The following is a 15,681-nucleotide window of genomic DNA, read 5'->3' as shown; positions in this document are numbered from 1 at the left end:
GTTTACATCGCTCAAACGCCAAAACTCTCGCCACACCCGCAGGAATGCTGAGCTTTAGGATTATTAAATTTAAAAATCTGGTTTAGCCCTTCGCGGACATAATCCACCTCGGTGCCATCGATAAACGGCATCGCTTTTAACGGTACGTAGAGTTTGGCACTGCCCTGTTCGAAAACCAGAGCGTCGCTGGCGGGCTCTTTAGCCATATCCATTACATAAGCAAACCCCGCACAACCGGATTGTTTCACGCCAAGCTGCAATCCTTTAATTTGCGGATCTTGCTGCATGAGTCGTGTAATTTGTGCGGCAGCGCTCTCTGTTATCGTCACGCCCTGCCAGACATTCTCGTCGAGTGAAAATGTCCCGACTGATTCCTGTTGCATATGCCCTACCTTATATTTCGCAATCACCCATTAGGTTGATCTTTTCAGGTTAACAATTTGCTGGCTGATTATTGGAGAATCAACACAGATTATTTACAATGGTAGTGATAATAATTATCACTTCAACCGTTTGTTTTGCAGGGATATTAAGAAAAGTGCCGTTTGAACCTCGAATGAGGCGGCAACGAGTAAGCATGCTGCGATGGCCGAAGAGGTCTGGAGGAAAAAGTGCACTTTTATCACCCTGAAATAAATGAATAAATTCCTCGGTGACGCTCGAATCCCTTACTATATCAAGGGCTAATCGCAGTCAGCCGCTGAGTATTTAAAACATTCATAAAAAATACCTATTTCTATTTTAACTTTAGCTGAAAACCCTCACAGGGGAAACCTATCATAGAGATTCGCCGCATTTATCGGCTAAATGAAACTGTCTGAAGGGAGCTGCAGCAAGTGCCATGAGCTGCTGACGTCACTCAGGGCCATTGGTGGCCCTGAGTCAGGTAATCACGTGTAATTTGGTGTGGGAATGACCTTATCGGGACAACACGGCGACGGTTAAACGCGAGGTACAACACAGATGGTCTTCTTCATCAAACACCTCAATCTGCCACACCTGATGGCTGCGGCCGATATGAATGGCCCGACAGCAACCCCGAACTTTCCCGGAACGTACTGCTTTCAGGTGGTTAGCATTAATCTCCAACCCCACGACTTGCTGGCCTTCGGTGGTACACAGATATCCGGCCATCGAACCGAGCGACTCCGCCAGCACCACCGACGCACCACCATGAAGTAAACCGAAAGGTTGAGTCGTCCGCTGGTCTACTGGCATCGTGGCTTCTATTTCGTTATCAGAGAGGCGGGTAAACTCAATGCCCAAATGCCCAACCATACAGCCCTGGCATTGCTGGTTTAACTGTTCCAGCGTTGCGGTGCGTTTCCACAGCATCTTTTCCCCTTGGTTGTTGAAATTACAGCAGCAATAGCTGTTCTGATTACTCAGCCCATCCTTGGGCTTTGCCTCTGCGAGGCGGCGGCAAGTAGCACGAAGTAAATAGCATAGTCAGCTCGTAGGTTAAACCAGCTCAAGCAAAGCTTGTAACGGATGTCTCAGTCCATTGCCTTCAATACGTTTAACCTGACTCCGGCAAGAGTAACCTGTGGCTAAACAACGTTTACCCGGTAACTTTTGTAACGCCTGTTGCCAGGATAACGCGTAAATACCCAACGAGTTATCGATGTTCCTCGCTTCATGACCATAAGTTCCGGCCATGCCACAACACCCGACACTGACGTTTTCCAGTTTGGCACCATAACGGGAGAATATTGCTGCCCAGTGCTGGCTGCTGGCAGGTAGTGCCGTGGTTTCGGTGCAATGCCCAAACAGGTACCAGGATTCGCCACTCATCTGCTGCTCTGGCAGGTCAGCCAGAGCCATCTGTAGCCACTCGTGCACCAATTGCACCGTAAAGTCACCGCGCGCATCACCAAGAATCTCTTTATATTCATCGCGATAACAAAGAACCAGCGCCGGATCAACCCCAACCATTGGCATCCCCAGTAACGAAATGCGATTAAGAAAATCTGCCGTCTTACGGGCCGTTTTAGCAAAACGTTGCAGGAAACCTTTAATGTGCTGCGCTTTACCGTTGGGTGAGAATGGCAACAGCACGGGATTGAAGCCCAGTTTTTCGACCAAGTGAACAAAATCCGCCACCACCTGAGCGTCGTAGTAACTGGTGAAGGGATCCTGCACGATCAGCACATGCTGGTGGCGTTCTGACTCAGACAGTTTCTCCAACTGCTCAAGGGTCATAGTACTGGCATAATGGCCGGATAATGATTGCTTCAACGTTGGGCTAGAAAGCATCGGTAAGTCCACCATACCAATACTTTTCCGGCTTAGCTCCCTGACCCACGGCTGTTTGAGGAAAAAGTTAAACACTTTTGGGGTTTTGGCCATTAACGGCGCATAACTCTCTACTCCAGCCACCACATAGTCACGCAGTGGACGGTGATAACGGGTGTGATACAACTGTAGGAAGCGGGAACGGAAGCCCGGTACATCAATTTTTATCGGGCACTGCGTCGAGCAAGCTTTGCATGCCAGACAACCTGACATCGCCTCTTTGACTTCATGAGAGAAATCATAATCCCCCTGACTGGCAGCCCAGGTATTACGGGTTTTCTCAATCAAACCACGCAGGCTGGGGCGTTTGGTCGCCAGCCCTTTCTCTAGTGCAATGGGGTCAACCCCTTGCTCAGATAGCAGCCGTAACCATTCTCGCACCAGCGTTGCCCGGCCTTTTGGTGAATGAATACGGTCACCGGTAATCTTCATCGACGGGCACATCGGGCTACGTGTATCAAAGTTAAAGCACAGACCGTTACCATTACATTCCATCGCACCTCGGAATGAGGTTCTTACTGCTAACGGAATACGCCGGTCCAAGGTACCGCGTTTATCTGAGGTATCCACTTTCATCATTGGCGCATCACTGCCCAACGGTGAGCATATTTTCCCCGGATTTAAGCGATTATCCGGGTCGAAAACGGATTTAATGCGCCGCAACTCGTGGTAAAGCACTTCACCAAAGAAGTCAGGGCTGTATTCTGCACGGAAACCCTTACCGTGCTCGCCCCATAGCAAGCCGCCATAGCGCGCCGTCAGTTGCACCACTTGGTCAGATATCTGTTTCATCAGCATTTCTTGCTGTGGATCGCACATATCCAGCGCTGGGCGTACATGTAATACCCCCGCATCCACGTGACCAAACATGCCGTAGCTCAAATTGTGGCTATCAAGCAGTTGGCGGAACTCGACAATATAATCGGCCAAATGTTGTGGTGGCACACAGGTATCTTCCGCAAACGGAATGGGCTTAGCCTGGCCTTTACTGTTGCCTAACAAACCAACCGCTTTTTTGCGCATACCATAGATGCGCTCAATACCCGCTAACTCACTGCAAATCTGGTAACCAATAACGCCGCCTTGCTGAGCAGACATCAGGTCATCCAAGCGCTGACAAAGTGCCTCCATTTGACTATCGATCAGTGCCTTATCATCACCGGCAAACTCAACGATATTCAACCCCAGCATCTCTTTATCAGGGATATCGGTAATCAGCTCTTTTACTGAGTGCCAGACAATATCTTCTTTGGCCAGATTAAGAACTTTAGAGTCCACAGTTTCCACTGACAGTGCTTTGGCTTCCACCATAAACGGGGCATTACGCAGAGCGGAATCGAAGGAGTCATACTTTACATTCACCAGACGGCGAACTTTAGGCAGCGGTGTTATATCCAGTGTCGCTTCAGTAATGAAGGCCAGCGTGCCCTCTGCACCGGTTAAAATTCGGGTCAGGTCAAAGGTTTGCAGGTCATCACTAAACACGTGGCGTAAATCATATCCGGTCAGGAAACGGTTTAATTGGGGGAATTTCTCCAGAATCAGCGCGCGCTGCTCACGGCAGTGATGCAGCACCGTATGATAAATACGGCCGGTTACAGAGTCCTCTTGCGCAATCGTTTGTGCCAATGCCGTCGGCATGGCGCGGGTATCAAGCAGGGTTCCACCCAGCAATATGGCACGTAGCCCCAACACATGGTCGGACGTTTTGCCATACACTAGCGACCCCTGCCCAGAGGCATCGGTATTGATCATTCCACCCAATGTGGCACGGTTACTGGTCGATAACTCGGGCGAAAAGAAGTAGCCGAATGGCCGCAGATATTGATTGAGCTGATCTTTAATCACCCCCGCTTCAACCCGCACCCAACCCTGTTCGGGATTAATCTCCAGAATACGGTTCATATGGCGCGACATATCCACCACAATGCCACTGTTCAGTGCCTGGCCATTGGTGCCGGTCCCGCCGCCGCGAGGCGTAAATACCAGGGATTTAAAACTCTCCAGGCCAGCCAGACGGCCAATCAAGGCAACATCTGCAGTCGAACGAGGAAAAACCACGGCGTCGGGTAGCAGTTGGTAAATACTGTTGTCCGTCGCCATAGTCAGGCGATCGGCATAATTAGTGGCGGTATCGCCGGTGAATCCGTTTTGCTTCAAAGCATCCAAAAAATCTAGCACCAACTGGATGACACCCGGTGCCTGAGAAATCTGTGGGATCATTAGTGTGACCCTATCTAATAGGTATGTTTGTGGTTCCGCCAAGAGATTATCTGCTAGCAATCCTCTTTGTCGAATAATTTATGTCAATTCAGAATGATGAGAAAGTGATGCGTATCTGCCGAGGATAAATGCGGCAATAAATCATTAAGTATCAAAATTATATATTGTATAAATAATAGTCGCACCACGCCGAAAGAACATTGTTTCAGCACCTTGGTTGCGGTCGGTGTTTTTGTTATGTCCAAGCTAATGCTATTTTTTAACAAATCACAGCAGTAAAATCCGGCGTTGTCTGTTAAAACATTAAAAAATACACCATGATTAGTACAGATGCTTAATTAGTTCAAAATCTAATGAGTGCCTAAAAAACAGTGCGATGGCCACCTTGCCATGACTTTCGATGTGAGAACCCATTGATGAATTACCCGCAGCAGCGCCGTTTCGATTTACCTAAACTGATGTTTGGGGTGATATTCATTATGATAATGATTATCGCCAGTTTCTGGGTGGTACAGCCTTTTATTATGGGTTTTGCCTGGGCGGGCATGGTAGTCATTGCGACCTGGCCACTGTTGATTAGGCTGCAAAGGCTACTTTGGGGTAAGCGCTGGCTGGCTGCTATTGTCATGACTCTGCTGCTGGTGTTGTTGTTTGTCATCCCGATAGCCCTACTGGTCAGCAGCCTGGTGGAAAACAGCGGCCCGCTTATCCAGTGGGCATCCAGCCCGTCTAATGTGCGCATGCCGGATATGACCTGGTTGCAATCGATCCCAATGGTGGGGAACAAACTCTATAGTAGTTGGCATACATTGGTTGCCGGTGGTGGCAATGCGATGATCGCCAAAGTTCAACCCTATATTGGTGCGGCCGCGACCTGGCTGGTAGCTCAAGCCGCCCATGTCGGTTATTTTTTGATTCATCTGGCGCTGATGGTGCTGTTCAGTGTTTTACTCTATTTCCATGGTGAGCAAGTCGGACTGGGTATCCGCCATTTTGCGGTGCGCGCTGCCGATAAACGTGGTGATGCCGTCGTGGTGCTGGCCGCTAAAGCTATCCGGGCCGTCGCATTGGGGGTCGTGGTCACCGCACTGGTACAAGCAGTGCTGGGCGGGATTGGGCTGGCGATTGCGGGCATTCAATACGCCACACTGTTTACCGTATTAATGTTTATCTGCTGCGTAGCTCAGCTTGGGCCACTGTTGATACTGGTCCCGGCAATTATCTGGTTGTATTGGACCGGTGATACCACCTGGGGCACGGCACTGCTGGTTTGGAGCTGTATCGTTGGTACCATGGATAACGTTTTACGCCCCTACCTTATCCGTATGGAAGCTGATATGCCGATGATTCTCATCCTGTCCGGGGTGATTGGTGGCTTGTTGTCATTCGGCATGATTGGCTTGTTTATTGGGCCGGTGGTGTTAGCCATCTCCTACCGCCTGACTTCTGCCTGGGTCAATGAAGCGCCGGAACCTGAAGAGAGTATGAAGGAAGTTGCCAAGCATTTAGAAGAGCTTTAGCTCTTACCGGGGGTTTGGTAGTTATGCTGCCGAACCCCTATTATCCAGCGACATTCGCTATTAACAATTAAGAACAACCGTTTTAATTCCTCTATTTCTATTCTCAACCTGTATTTCATTAGTTATTAAATAGAATGATTATTAATAACCATATGAAATTAATCCTATAAAAACATTTATTTAACCTATTATATTCAGAAGATTCTTAATGACTAAGCCACGGAATTTACTTAATATTATTATTAGAAAGTGCTTTCCCCAAGGCATTTAAATAATTCATCTTCAAATGACTTATTTAAATATCTGTAATCGAATACACGTATTGCTGTGTGTAGTCTTTGCCTGTCATCTTAGACGGGCTTTTTTTTTTACTTATTATTGCAAAAAATCCGCAACCTAAGCTGCGGATAATTAAATGTCTCTCTATCGGTATAACCCGAGTCCAATCAATGCTTAGTATGTTGCGCCAAACTGACCCACGTTTGTACTACGGTGTCTGGGTTAAGGGACAAACTGTCAATCCCCTGATCCATCAGCCATAAAGCAAAATCCTCATGGTCTGACGGACCCTGACCACAAATCCCCACATACTTGCCTTGACGTTTCGCCGCCTGAATGGCCATCGACAGCAACGCCTTAACGGCTTCATTGCGCTCATCAAACAGTTCAGAAACCACACCGGAGTCGCGATCCAGCCCCAATGTTAACTGAGTCATATCATTGGAGCCGATAGAGAAGCCATCAAAATGCTCAAGGAATTGATCCGCCAGCAATGCATTGGACGGGATTTCGCACATCATAATAAGCTTCAGGCCATTCTCACCACGTTTCAGCCCTTGTCTTGCCAGTTCTGCCACCACCGCCTCTGCCTGAGCCACTGTACGTACGAAAGGCACCATGACTTCGACGTTAGTCAACCCCATCACATTCCGCACCCGCTTAACCGCCTCACACTCCAGTGCGAAACAATCACGGAAGCTGTCTGCGACATAACGACCCGCCCCACGGAACCCTAACATCGGATTCTCTTCATGTGGCTCATAAGCTTCTCCGCCAACCAGATTGGCGTATTCGTTAGATTTAAAATCCGACAAGCGCACAATCACACGTTTCGGCCAGAAAGCGGCACCCAAGGTAGAGATCCCTTCGGTCAAGCGACCAACGTAAAACTCGACCGGATCGTCATAACCCTTCATCAATGCTTTGATTTCCGCCTGAATTGCAGGCTCCTGGCTATCGAATTCCAGCAATGCTTTAGGATGCACACCAATCATGCGGTTGATGATAAATTCCAGGCGCGCCAAGCCAACGCCGTCATTTGGGAGACGGGCAAAGTCGAAGGCTCGGTCTGGATTGCCAACATTCATCATTATTTTCAACGGCAAATCAGGCAGTTCAGTAACTTGTGAGCTCTGAATCGAGAAATCGAGCAACTCTTGATAAACATAGCCCGTATCCCCTTCGGCGCAAGAAACCGTAACCTTCTGCCCTTCTCTCAGAATATCAGTGGCATTACCACAACCCACAACGGCTGGGATCCCCAGCTCACGAGCGATGATTGCCGCATGGCAGGTACGCCCGCCACGGTTGGTCACAATCGCTGATGCTTTTTTCATGATCGGTTCCCAGTCAGGGTCCGTCATGTCTGTTACCAGTACATCACCCGCCTGAATACGGTCCATCTCGCTGATATCATTAATCACCTTAACCGGCCCCGCACCAATACGATGACCAATGGCGCGCCCCTCCACCAGCACCTCACTTTGGGTATTCAGCAGATAACGCTCCATAACTTGCTCGTTGGAACGTACTGTTTCTGGGCGAGCTTGCACGATAAACAGCTTACCGGTATGGCCATCTTTGGCCCACTCAATGTCCATCGGGCGGCCATAATGCTTTTCGATTGATAGTGCCTGATGCGCCAGCGCCTGTACCTCTTCATCACTGAGAGCGAAACGATTGCGTTGTACTTCTGGCACATCTTCAATCTGTACCTGTTTGCCATGTTCCTGGCTTTCGGCATAGATCATGCGAATTTTTTTCGAACCCATAGTGCGGCGTACTATCGCGGGTTTGCCATTACGCAATGTTGGCTTATGGACATAAAACTCATCCGGGTTCACCGCCCCTTGCACCACCATTTCGCCTAAACCATAAGCTGCGGTGATAAAAACCACCTGATCGAAGCCTGATTCAGTATCAATAGTAAACATCACGCCCGCCGAGGCGAGATCAGAGCGCACCATCCGTTGTACACCAGCAGATAGCGCCACCCCACGGTGGTCGTAGCCTTGATGCACACGATAGGAAATAGCGCGATCATTGAACAGTGAGGCAAATACGTGCTTGATAGCAACCATCACCGCATCAATCCCCTGCACATTCAAGAAGGTTTCCTGCTGGCCGGCAAAGGAGGCATCTGGCATATCTTCGGCAGTAGCCGATGAGCGCACAGCAAAAGAAGCCTCAGGCTCACCGTCAGCTAATTGTTGGTAGGCTTCATGAATAGCCTGTTCAAACTCGGGATGGAACGGCGTCTCAACCACCCATTGACGAATCTGCGCGCCCGCTTTGGCTAATGCCGCAATATCATCAACATTGGTCTGATCCAACAATTGATAAATGCGTTGGTTAACACCGCTTTGCTCCAGAAATTCGTTAAATGCTTGAGCTGTGGTAGCAAAACCATTAGGTACCGAAACACCCAGGTCTGAAAGATTGGTTATCATTTCACCCAGGGAGGCATTCTTGCCGCCTACCCGCTCAACATCGTTCATGCCAAGCTGATTGTACCAAAGCACATTGCACAGATTTAGGCCATTGTTGGACATCGAAACAATCCTTTTTACATTGTCTATTAATTATGGACGGTCAGTAGGGTACAGACGGAGGTATCACGGCTGACGAATCAGCTATTTCAGACTAGCACAATGATCCATAGTCCATGGACAGGTGAATCGATCAACCCAACAAGAAAAGTTATTTTCAGGCGATTCTGACAGCAAACGCTTTACCGATAGGCCGAATCAGGCACACTGATTAGGCTAAACTTGTCACCAGATGCTCATTTATCAGTGTGGTCAATCCGACCAGAAAAATACTCAGGAGTCAGCGTGGAGAGAAGTGTGTTTTATATTTCGGATGGTACCGCCATCACTGCAGAAGTACTCGGTCATGCTGTTTTGTCGCAGTTCCCTGTTAAAGCCACTACCTTTACGCTGCCGTTTGTCGAAAGTGCTGCGCGTGCGCAAGAGGTTTGCCAGAAGATTAATCAGATATATCAAGACACTGGCGTTAGACCGCTGGTTTTCTATTCGATAATCAGTGCGGAAGTGCGTGAACTCATTCAGCACAGTGAGGGATTTTGTCAGGATATTGTGCAAGCACTGGTTGCCCCACTACAGGGCGAACTGGGGGTTGCCCCACAACCGGTGCTCAACCGAACCCACGGTCTTACTGAAAGCAATTTGGGCAAATACGATGCGCGGATTGCGGCTATCGACTACGCCCTGGCCCATGATGACGGTATTTCTCTGCGTAATCTGGATCAAGCACAGGTGATTCTATTGGGGGTTTCCCGTTGCGGTAAAACCCCAACCAGCCTCTATTTAGCCATGCAATTTGGGATTCGTGCTGCAAACTACCCATTTATCGCCGATGATATGGACAATTTGCAACTTCCCGCCGCGCTGAAACCTTTTCAGCAAAAACTGTTTGGTTTGACAATTAACCCTGAACGGCTGGCGGCAATCCGTGAAGAACGACGTGAAAATAGCCGTTATGCCTCGCTGCACCAATGCCGAATAGAGGTGGGTGAAGTAGAAGCGCTATTTCGCAAGAATCAGATTCGCTATCTGAACTCCACTAACTACTCCGTTGAGGAAATCTCCACCAAAATCCTGGATATTTTAGGCATGAGTCGCCGCATGTTCTAATGGAATATTTGCCTGAGATATTATTTACAGTTTATTTCATCACAAATTGTATGAATCAAGGCCGTGGCGGTTGAATTCATTTAGTTTTGGTTTATTGTGATCGCCATCACTTCCCGGTATTCCTGCCGTAGAGAAGAACAGATTTAGAGAATTTCCATGCACAAAACAGATGAACTGCGGACTGCGCGCATCGATAGCTTAATCACGCCACAACAACTGGCGGAAAAATTACCGATTTCTGCCAGCATTGCCGATAACGTGACAGCGTCACGTAAACGAATTGAAAAGATCCTCACCGGCGAAGACTCCCGCTTGCTAGTGGTTGTCGGTCCCTGCTCGATTCACGACCTTGATGCCGCCATTGATTACGCCACCCGACTGAATGTATTACGCGAGCGCTATCAGGATCGCCTGGAAGTCGTCATGCGCACCTATTTCGAGAAACCGCGCACCGTCGTGGGTTGGAAGGGGTTAATTTCTGACCCGGCGTTGGATGGCTCATGTCAGGTCAATCGAGGGATTGAGATGGCGCGCAAACTGCTATTGGCAGTTAATGAGTTAGGTCTACCTACTGCCACCGAATTCCTTGATATGGTGACAGGTCAGTACATTGCCGACCTGATCAGTTGGGGGGCCATTGGCGCACGTACCACGGAAAGCCAGATTCATCGAGAAATGGCATCGGCCCTCTCCTGCCCGGTGGGTTTCAAAAATGGCACTGACGGCAATACCCGCATTGCAATTGATGCTATCCGTGCCGCGCAAGCCAGCCATATGTTTTTATCCCCGGATAAAAACGGCCAGATGACGATTTACCAAACCAGCGGCAACCCGCATGGGCACATTATTATGCGTGGCGGTCGGCAGCCTAATTATGGTGCATCTGATATTGCCACAGCCTGTGACAGCCTGCGTGAATTCGATTTACCGGAACATCTGGTGGTCGATTTTAGCCATGGTAATTGTCAGAAAATGCACCGCCGCCAGTTGGAAGTTGCCGCTGATATCGGGCAGCAAATCCGTAACGGTTCTAGCGCTATTGTCGGTGTGATGGCTGAAAGCTTCCTGATTGAGGGCTCGCAGAAAATTGTTGCGGGTCAGCCCTTGATCTATGGACAATCCATTACCGACCCTTGCCTGAATTGGGCCGATACTGAACAGTTATTGAACTTATTGGCCATTGCTGTCAGCAGCCGGTTTTAATTAACACACAGTGATAGAATGGGTTAACACGCTACATTGACTCTGTTCTATCACTGGATTAAATGGTCCACGCCCCCTCATTCCGCTCAAGCTCCCTTTTTACAAATCAATTCTAAACTATCTATCCAAAATATTAATTACTAAGCAAAATAAAGGAATTAACATAAAAAGTAATAGAGATTGTTATTGAAACCATCCACAGATGAAGATGATAATGATTATCACTTAACTGGATACTCTAAAGAATACTTCTTATGCGCAAGGGCACCTATCCTAATCAAGCCGTAAATTGCACACCAACCCCATCTCCTGCGGTGTTGCAATTATCCTGTATCAATAGCGGACAACTGCTTGGTCAACATGATGTCGTGGTGATCAATCACCAAGGGCAGTTCTATTATTTGCGCCAAACCAAAGCAGGAAAACTAATACTGACTAAATAATTTTTAGTCACTCGATCCTATTTGCAAAAAATATCCACTACGCCAGCCACCTTATATTGAATACTCAGGCAGCCAGCAACTTATTGATTATGTTTAATAACATAGGGAGAGTTGCTTATGCTTCGTTTTTTTCGTTTGTCTTTATGCAGTCTGGCAATAACCGTGGCGTTATCCCCGCTGGCAACAGCTCATTCGGCACCTGCCAGTAAGAATCACACCCTTATTGTTACCGGAACTCAACCGGCGACTGACAGTTTCAACACCCCCGGCACAGTCACCGTCATTGATGCTGCATTACCAGACAAACAAACTGCTACCACCGCCGCAGAAATGCTGCAAAACGTACCCGGTGTGAGTGTTAGCGGTGTTGGGCGCACCAATGGACAGAACGTTAATATCAGAGGCTATGATCAGTATGGTGTGCTGGTGCTCATTGATGGTATTCGTCAGGGCATCACGGGGGCCAATATCAGTGGTACTTTCCTTGATCCGGCCCTGATAAAGCAGGTCAGCATCATTCGTAGCCCATCAACATCAAGGTTTGGCAGTGGCGCCATGGGCGGGGTGATTGCTTACCAGACCATTGATGCGGCCGATTTGCTGGCAGAGGGCCAAAATCTTGGTTTCCGAGTCAGCGGTTATGGTGCCACGGGTTATCACAGTATCGGCTCTGGGATGTCCATTTTTGGCCGTACAGAGAGTCTTGACGGCGTTATTGCGCTAAGTAAACGTAAGGTCGGCAATATTTACCACGGCAACGGTAATGAAGCGCCGAATGATGAAACGATTAACAGCTTGATGTTTAAGGGCACCGCCTATCTTTCTGACAGCCAATCGTTAACCACCGCCCTGCGTTATTACAATAACCAAGCACTAGAACCGCGCATGGCTAACCTTAGTACGCCTGACTTAAAACTTAATAAAAATCCAATGATGAATCGTTCCACCCTTCAACGTGATGCCGAGTTAACCTACCGCCTGCAACCACAACACCTTGATTGGTTGGATGCCACCAGCCAACTCTACTATTCCGAGATCAATATTAGCGATGACGTCAATCGCGAGGGCTCAGGCCGCCGTAAACAGATCACCCACGGCATAAAGCTGGAAAATAACAGTAAGCTATTTGCCTACAGCCCAGTCGCACATTTGTTCACTTATGGTGTGGAAGCCTACCATCAAGAGCAAGTTCCAATCGGCGTTATTCGTAGTTTTCCCCCCGCTGAAATCAAATTCTCCTCCGGTTGGTTGCAAGACGAAGTTACACTGCGTGATTTACCCGTTACCTTGCTGGTAGGCAGCCGCTTCGACAGTTATAAAAACAGCCGCATAGGATTTGCTGATAAGGAGGCAAAAAACTGGTCAACACGAGGGGCAATTACGATTGAACCAACCGATTGGTTGATGCTGTTTGGCGCTTACAGTCAGGCATTTCGTACCCCAACGCTAGCGGAGCTTTATAACAACTCGCTACACTTCTCTACCAGATGGTTCTCTAATTACTGGTTCCCTAATCCAAACTTAAGGCCAGAAAGCAACGTCACCCGCGAAACGGGGTTCGGGGTGCATTTTGATAATCTATTCGCCGATAATGATTCAGTTAAATTTAAAGCCAGCTATTTTGATATCCACGCTAAAGACCGCATTACCAATCATGTCAATATGATGAGCTCCAGCTATATCAATATCCCGCGCAGTAAAAGCTGGGGTTGGGATGTGTCATTGGATTACCAAAATCAATGGATTGACTGGGCGCTGGCCTATAACCGCACTCGTGCTATTAATCTCGACACCCGCCAATTTATTAACAGTATCAATCCAGATACCGTCACCAGCAGGCTTAATATCCCTATTGCCAACAGTGGTTTTAGCACTGGCTGGATCCTGACAATGGCAGAAAACACCAAGTTTATGAAAAATAACGATGCCAAAACGTCGTCACGCCGTTCCTATGCGCCGCAAGTTGGTTATGCGGTCCATGACTTTTACCTAAGCTACCGTGGGGCTGGCAGCTTGAATAGCCTCACCACCACCGCAGTGTTGGGTAATGCATTCAATAAGGTGCACTACTCACCACAAGCAATCCCGCAGGATGGTCGTAATGCCAAACTATTAATCAGCTATCAGTGGTAATCACAAGGAAGCGACTCATGGAAACATCACATTACCAACACTATCTCAACATTCGGCAGCAACACCCCAGCAAGCCTCTACACGATATTGCCCTCATGATAAATATCAGTGAAGCCGAGCTATTTTATGCGCGGGTAGGACAGGATGCGGAACGCCTGGATATCAGTGCCGATAGACTGCTGACTGAGTTAGCCAGTGTCGGTGTCACTAAATCGATCACCCGTAACGATTATGCAATACATGAGCATTGGGGTGAGTATCAGAATTTGCGCTTGCACGGTCACCTAGGCTTGGTTCTTAATCCACGCGCGCTGGATTTAAGGCTGTTTTTCCGCCAATGGGACAGCATTTTTAGCCTGAGCGAGGAGACACCACAGGGTAAGCAATTGAGTATTCACTGCTGTAATCTGCAAGGCAAAGCAATCCATCAAATCTACTGTACCGAAGAAACAGACCTTAACGCATGGCAGCAGTTGGTAGAAAAGTATCGCTGTGAAACCAATGCGCGGTTGGTGTTCTCCCCCGCAGAAAAGGCGTTAACTCAAGAGACAGCCATTGATAACGCTGCGATAGATAATGAATGGCGCAAGATGAACGATATCCATCAGTTCTTTATGCTACTCAAACGCAATAAAATCACCCGCCGGCAAGCCTTCCGGTCTGTCGGTGATGATCTGGCTTATCCGGTTGATAATAAAGCATTAAGGCAAATTTTATATGCGGCACAGGCTTGCCAGAATGAAGTGATGATCTTTGTCGGTAACACCGGGTGTATGCAGATCTTCACTGGCGTGATAGAACAATTTATTGCCTGTCAGGGGAAGCAAACACCGCCGCCTCATTGGATGAGTGTGCTTAACCGCCGTTTTGCTTTGCACCTGCATGAGAATGCCATTGCAGAAAGTTGGGTAACACGCAAACCGACCAAAGAGGGTTACATCTCAAGTCTGGAGCTGCTGGATACTCAAGGTAATCATATTCTGCAATTATTTGGGCAACGTAGCGAAGGCCAACCAGAGCAGCACCACTGGCATCAGCAACTGGCTGAATTGACTGCCATAGGCTCCGCTGATGAATAAATGGCTAATATTTATTGCCCTTATAATTCCAATCAGTGGCATTGCCAGCCAACGCATTATCACACTCGGTAGTGATATCTCTGAAATCACCTACGCATTAGGCGTAGGTGCCAACATGGTGGCCAGGGATAGTGCCAGCCAGCACCCCAGTGAATTGAAAACCTTACCCGACGTGGGTTACTTGCGACAACTCAATGCCGAAGGCATTCTCGCGTTACAACCTACGTTGGTGTTATGTCGTAAGCAGGCTTCAGCGTCACGAGCGCTGAAGCAAATCACTGACTATGGGGTAAAGGTCATACTTATTCCCGCGGACAGCTCGCCACAAACAGTGGTAACTAAAATTCAGTTGATTGCCACCGCAGTTAATCAGCAACAGAAAGGCCGACAACTGATCAATCACTACCAGCAACAGCTAGCAATGATAGATTCCACACCATTGCCGGTAAAGGTTCTATTTATCCTAAGCCACGCGGGGTTACCGCCGCTGGCTGCGGGTAAAAATACTGCTGCGGATAGCTTATTTCGCCTTTCAGGCCTGAACAACACCATGCAAAAATTCAGCGGCTATCGCCCTTTATCACAAGAAGGGATTATCGCCAGTGCTCCTGACCTGCTGATTGTTACGTCATATAGCGTTAAATCACTGGGTGGCATTGATAATATATGGCGCTTACCGGGAGTAGCTCTGACTCCTGCGGGTAAAAAGCAACGATTACTGGTACTTGATGATAGGGCATTACTGAGTTTTGGCCTGCAAACACCCCAAGTTCTACAACAGTTGCGGAGTGCCGGGGAGTCCAGCCGGTAAAACGTCTTCTGTTAGCGACGAGTAGGAGTGATTGAAATA

General features: G+C 48.3%; 11 protein-coding genes and 1 other RNA gene. 8 read left to right on the top strand and 4 right to left on the bottom strand.

Annotated features, from left to right (window positions below; translation table 11 throughout):
• Nucleotides 1-11 precede the first annotated feature (11 nt).
• The 3 genes from sufA to ydiJ form a co-directional block, all read right to left on the bottom strand.
• The gene (sufA, locus tag V1953_RS09375) at nucleotides 12-383 is read right to left on the bottom strand and encodes a Fe-S cluster assembly scaffold SufA (protein WP_083158723.1); all 372 of its coding nucleotides are present in this window, start codon (nucleotides 381-383) and stop codon (nucleotides 12-14) included.
• A gap of 535 nt (nucleotides 384-918) precedes the next feature.
• Complete coding sequence (locus tag V1953_RS09370; RefSeq protein WP_083158721.1) at nucleotides 919-1,335, bottom strand: hotdog fold thioesterase; 417 nt, start codon at nucleotides 1,333-1,335, stop codon at nucleotides 919-921.
• A 126-nt stretch (nucleotides 1,336-1,461) separates the two neighbouring features.
• Entirely contained in the window at nucleotides 1,462-4,518 is a 3,057-nt protein-coding gene (gene ydiJ / locus V1953_RS09365) for a D-2-hydroxyglutarate dehydrogenase YdiJ (RefSeq protein ID WP_420073175.1), read from the bottom strand.
• A gap of 416 nt (nucleotides 4,519-4,934) precedes the next feature.
• Between ydiJ and ydiK the strand changes: the two genes are divergently transcribed.
• Both ydiK and rprA read left to right on the top strand, forming a co-directional pair.
• A complete protein-coding gene (ydiK, locus tag V1953_RS09360; RefSeq protein WP_083158718.1) occupies nucleotides 4,935-6,038 on the top strand; it encodes an AI-2E family transporter YdiK in 1,104 nt (367 codons plus the stop codon).
• A 265-nt stretch (nucleotides 6,039-6,303) separates the two neighbouring features.
• An RNA gene (rprA, locus tag V1953_RS09355) (antisense sRNA RprA) lies at nucleotides 6,304-6,408 on the top strand.
• A gap of 76 nt (nucleotides 6,409-6,484) precedes the next feature.
• Here the strand turns inward: rprA and ppsA are convergent.
• Nucleotides 6,485-8,869 carry a phosphoenolpyruvate synthase gene (gene ppsA, locus V1953_RS09350; RefSeq protein WP_442850848.1) on the bottom strand — a complete coding sequence of 795 codons (2,385 nt, stop codon included), beginning with the start codon at nucleotides 8,867-8,869 and terminating at the stop codon, nucleotides 6,485-6,487.
• 282 nt (nucleotides 8,870-9,151) lie between these two features.
• Between ppsA and ppsR the strand changes: the two genes are divergently transcribed.
• From ppsR to V1953_RS09320, 6 genes are all read left to right on the top strand, one after another.
• Nucleotides 9,152-9,973 (top strand): posphoenolpyruvate synthetase regulatory kinase/phosphorylase PpsR, encoded by an 822-nt coding sequence (gene ppsR / locus V1953_RS09345; RefSeq protein ID WP_083158716.1) that lies wholly within the window; start codon nucleotides 9,152-9,154, stop codon nucleotides 9,971-9,973.
• 156 nt (nucleotides 9,974-10,129) lie between these two features.
• A complete protein-coding gene (locus tag V1953_RS09340) occupies nucleotides 10,130-11,176 on the top strand; it encodes a 3-deoxy-7-phosphoheptulonate synthase (protein ID WP_083158715.1) in 1,047 nt (348 codons plus the stop codon).
• Between the two features lie 254 nt (nucleotides 11,177-11,430).
• A complete protein-coding gene (hemP, locus tag V1953_RS09335) occupies nucleotides 11,431-11,619 on the top strand; it encodes a hemin uptake protein HemP (protein ID WP_083158714.1) in 189 nt (62 codons plus the stop codon).
• A gap of 117 nt (nucleotides 11,620-11,736) precedes the next feature.
• Nucleotides 11,737-13,752, top strand: a complete 2,016-nt coding sequence (locus V1953_RS09330) for a TonB-dependent hemoglobin/transferrin/lactoferrin family receptor (RefSeq protein ID WP_442850847.1) — start codon at nucleotides 11,737-11,739, stop codon at nucleotides 13,750-13,752.
• Nucleotides 13,753-13,769: 17 nt separating this feature from the next.
• Nucleotides 13,770-14,831 (top strand): hemin-degrading factor, encoded by a 1,062-nt coding sequence (locus tag V1953_RS09325; protein ID WP_442850846.1) that lies wholly within the window; start codon nucleotides 13,770-13,772, stop codon nucleotides 14,829-14,831.
• Nucleotides 14,824-15,642, top strand: a complete 819-nt coding sequence (locus V1953_RS09320; RefSeq protein ID WP_372569234.1) for a heme/hemin ABC transporter substrate-binding protein — start codon at nucleotides 14,824-14,826, stop codon at nucleotides 15,640-15,642. The genes V1953_RS09325 and V1953_RS09320 overlap by 8 nt, the downstream gene beginning before the upstream one ends.
• Nucleotides 15,643-15,681 lie beyond the last annotated feature (39 nt).

Source organism: Yersinia sp. 2541 StPb PI (genome assembly GCF_052217145.1).
GTDB lineage: Bacteria > Pseudomonadota > Gammaproteobacteria > Enterobacterales > Enterobacteriaceae > Yersinia > Yersinia enterocolitica_E.
This window is presented reverse-complemented; position numbering and strand designations above follow the sequence as displayed.

Coding starts and splice junctions, on each gene's coding strand:
- hemP (WP_083158714.1), top strand. CDS start 11,431: ATGCGCAAGGGCACCTATCCTAATCAAGCCGTAAATTGCACACCAACC.
- V1953_RS09340 (WP_083158715.1), top strand. CDS start 10,130: ATGCACAAAACAGATGAACTGCGGACTGCGCGCATCGATAGCTTAATC.
- sufA (WP_083158723.1), bottom strand. CDS start 383: ATGCAACAGGAATCAGTCGGGACATTTTCACTCGACGAGAATGTCTGG.
- V1953_RS09370 (WP_083158721.1), bottom strand. CDS start 1,335: ATGCTGTGGAAACGCACCGCAACGCTGGAACAGTTAAACCAGCAATGC.
- V1953_RS09330 (WP_442850847.1), top strand. CDS start 11,737: ATGCTTCGTTTTTTTCGTTTGTCTTTATGCAGTCTGGCAATAACCGTG.
- ydiK (WP_083158718.1), top strand. CDS start 4,935: ATGAATTACCCGCAGCAGCGCCGTTTCGATTTACCTAAACTGATGTTT.
- V1953_RS09320 (WP_372569234.1), top strand. CDS start 14,824: ATGAATAAATGGCTAATATTTATTGCCCTTATAATTCCAATCAGTGGC.
- ydiJ (WP_420073175.1), bottom strand. CDS start 4,518: ATGATCCCACAGATTTCTCAGGCACCGGGTGTCATCCAGTTGGTGCTA.
- V1953_RS09325 (WP_442850846.1), top strand. CDS start 13,770: ATGGAAACATCACATTACCAACACTATCTCAACATTCGGCAGCAACAC.
- ppsA (WP_442850848.1), bottom strand. CDS start 8,869: ATGTCCAACAATGGCCTAAATCTGTGCAATGTGCTTTGGTACAATCAG.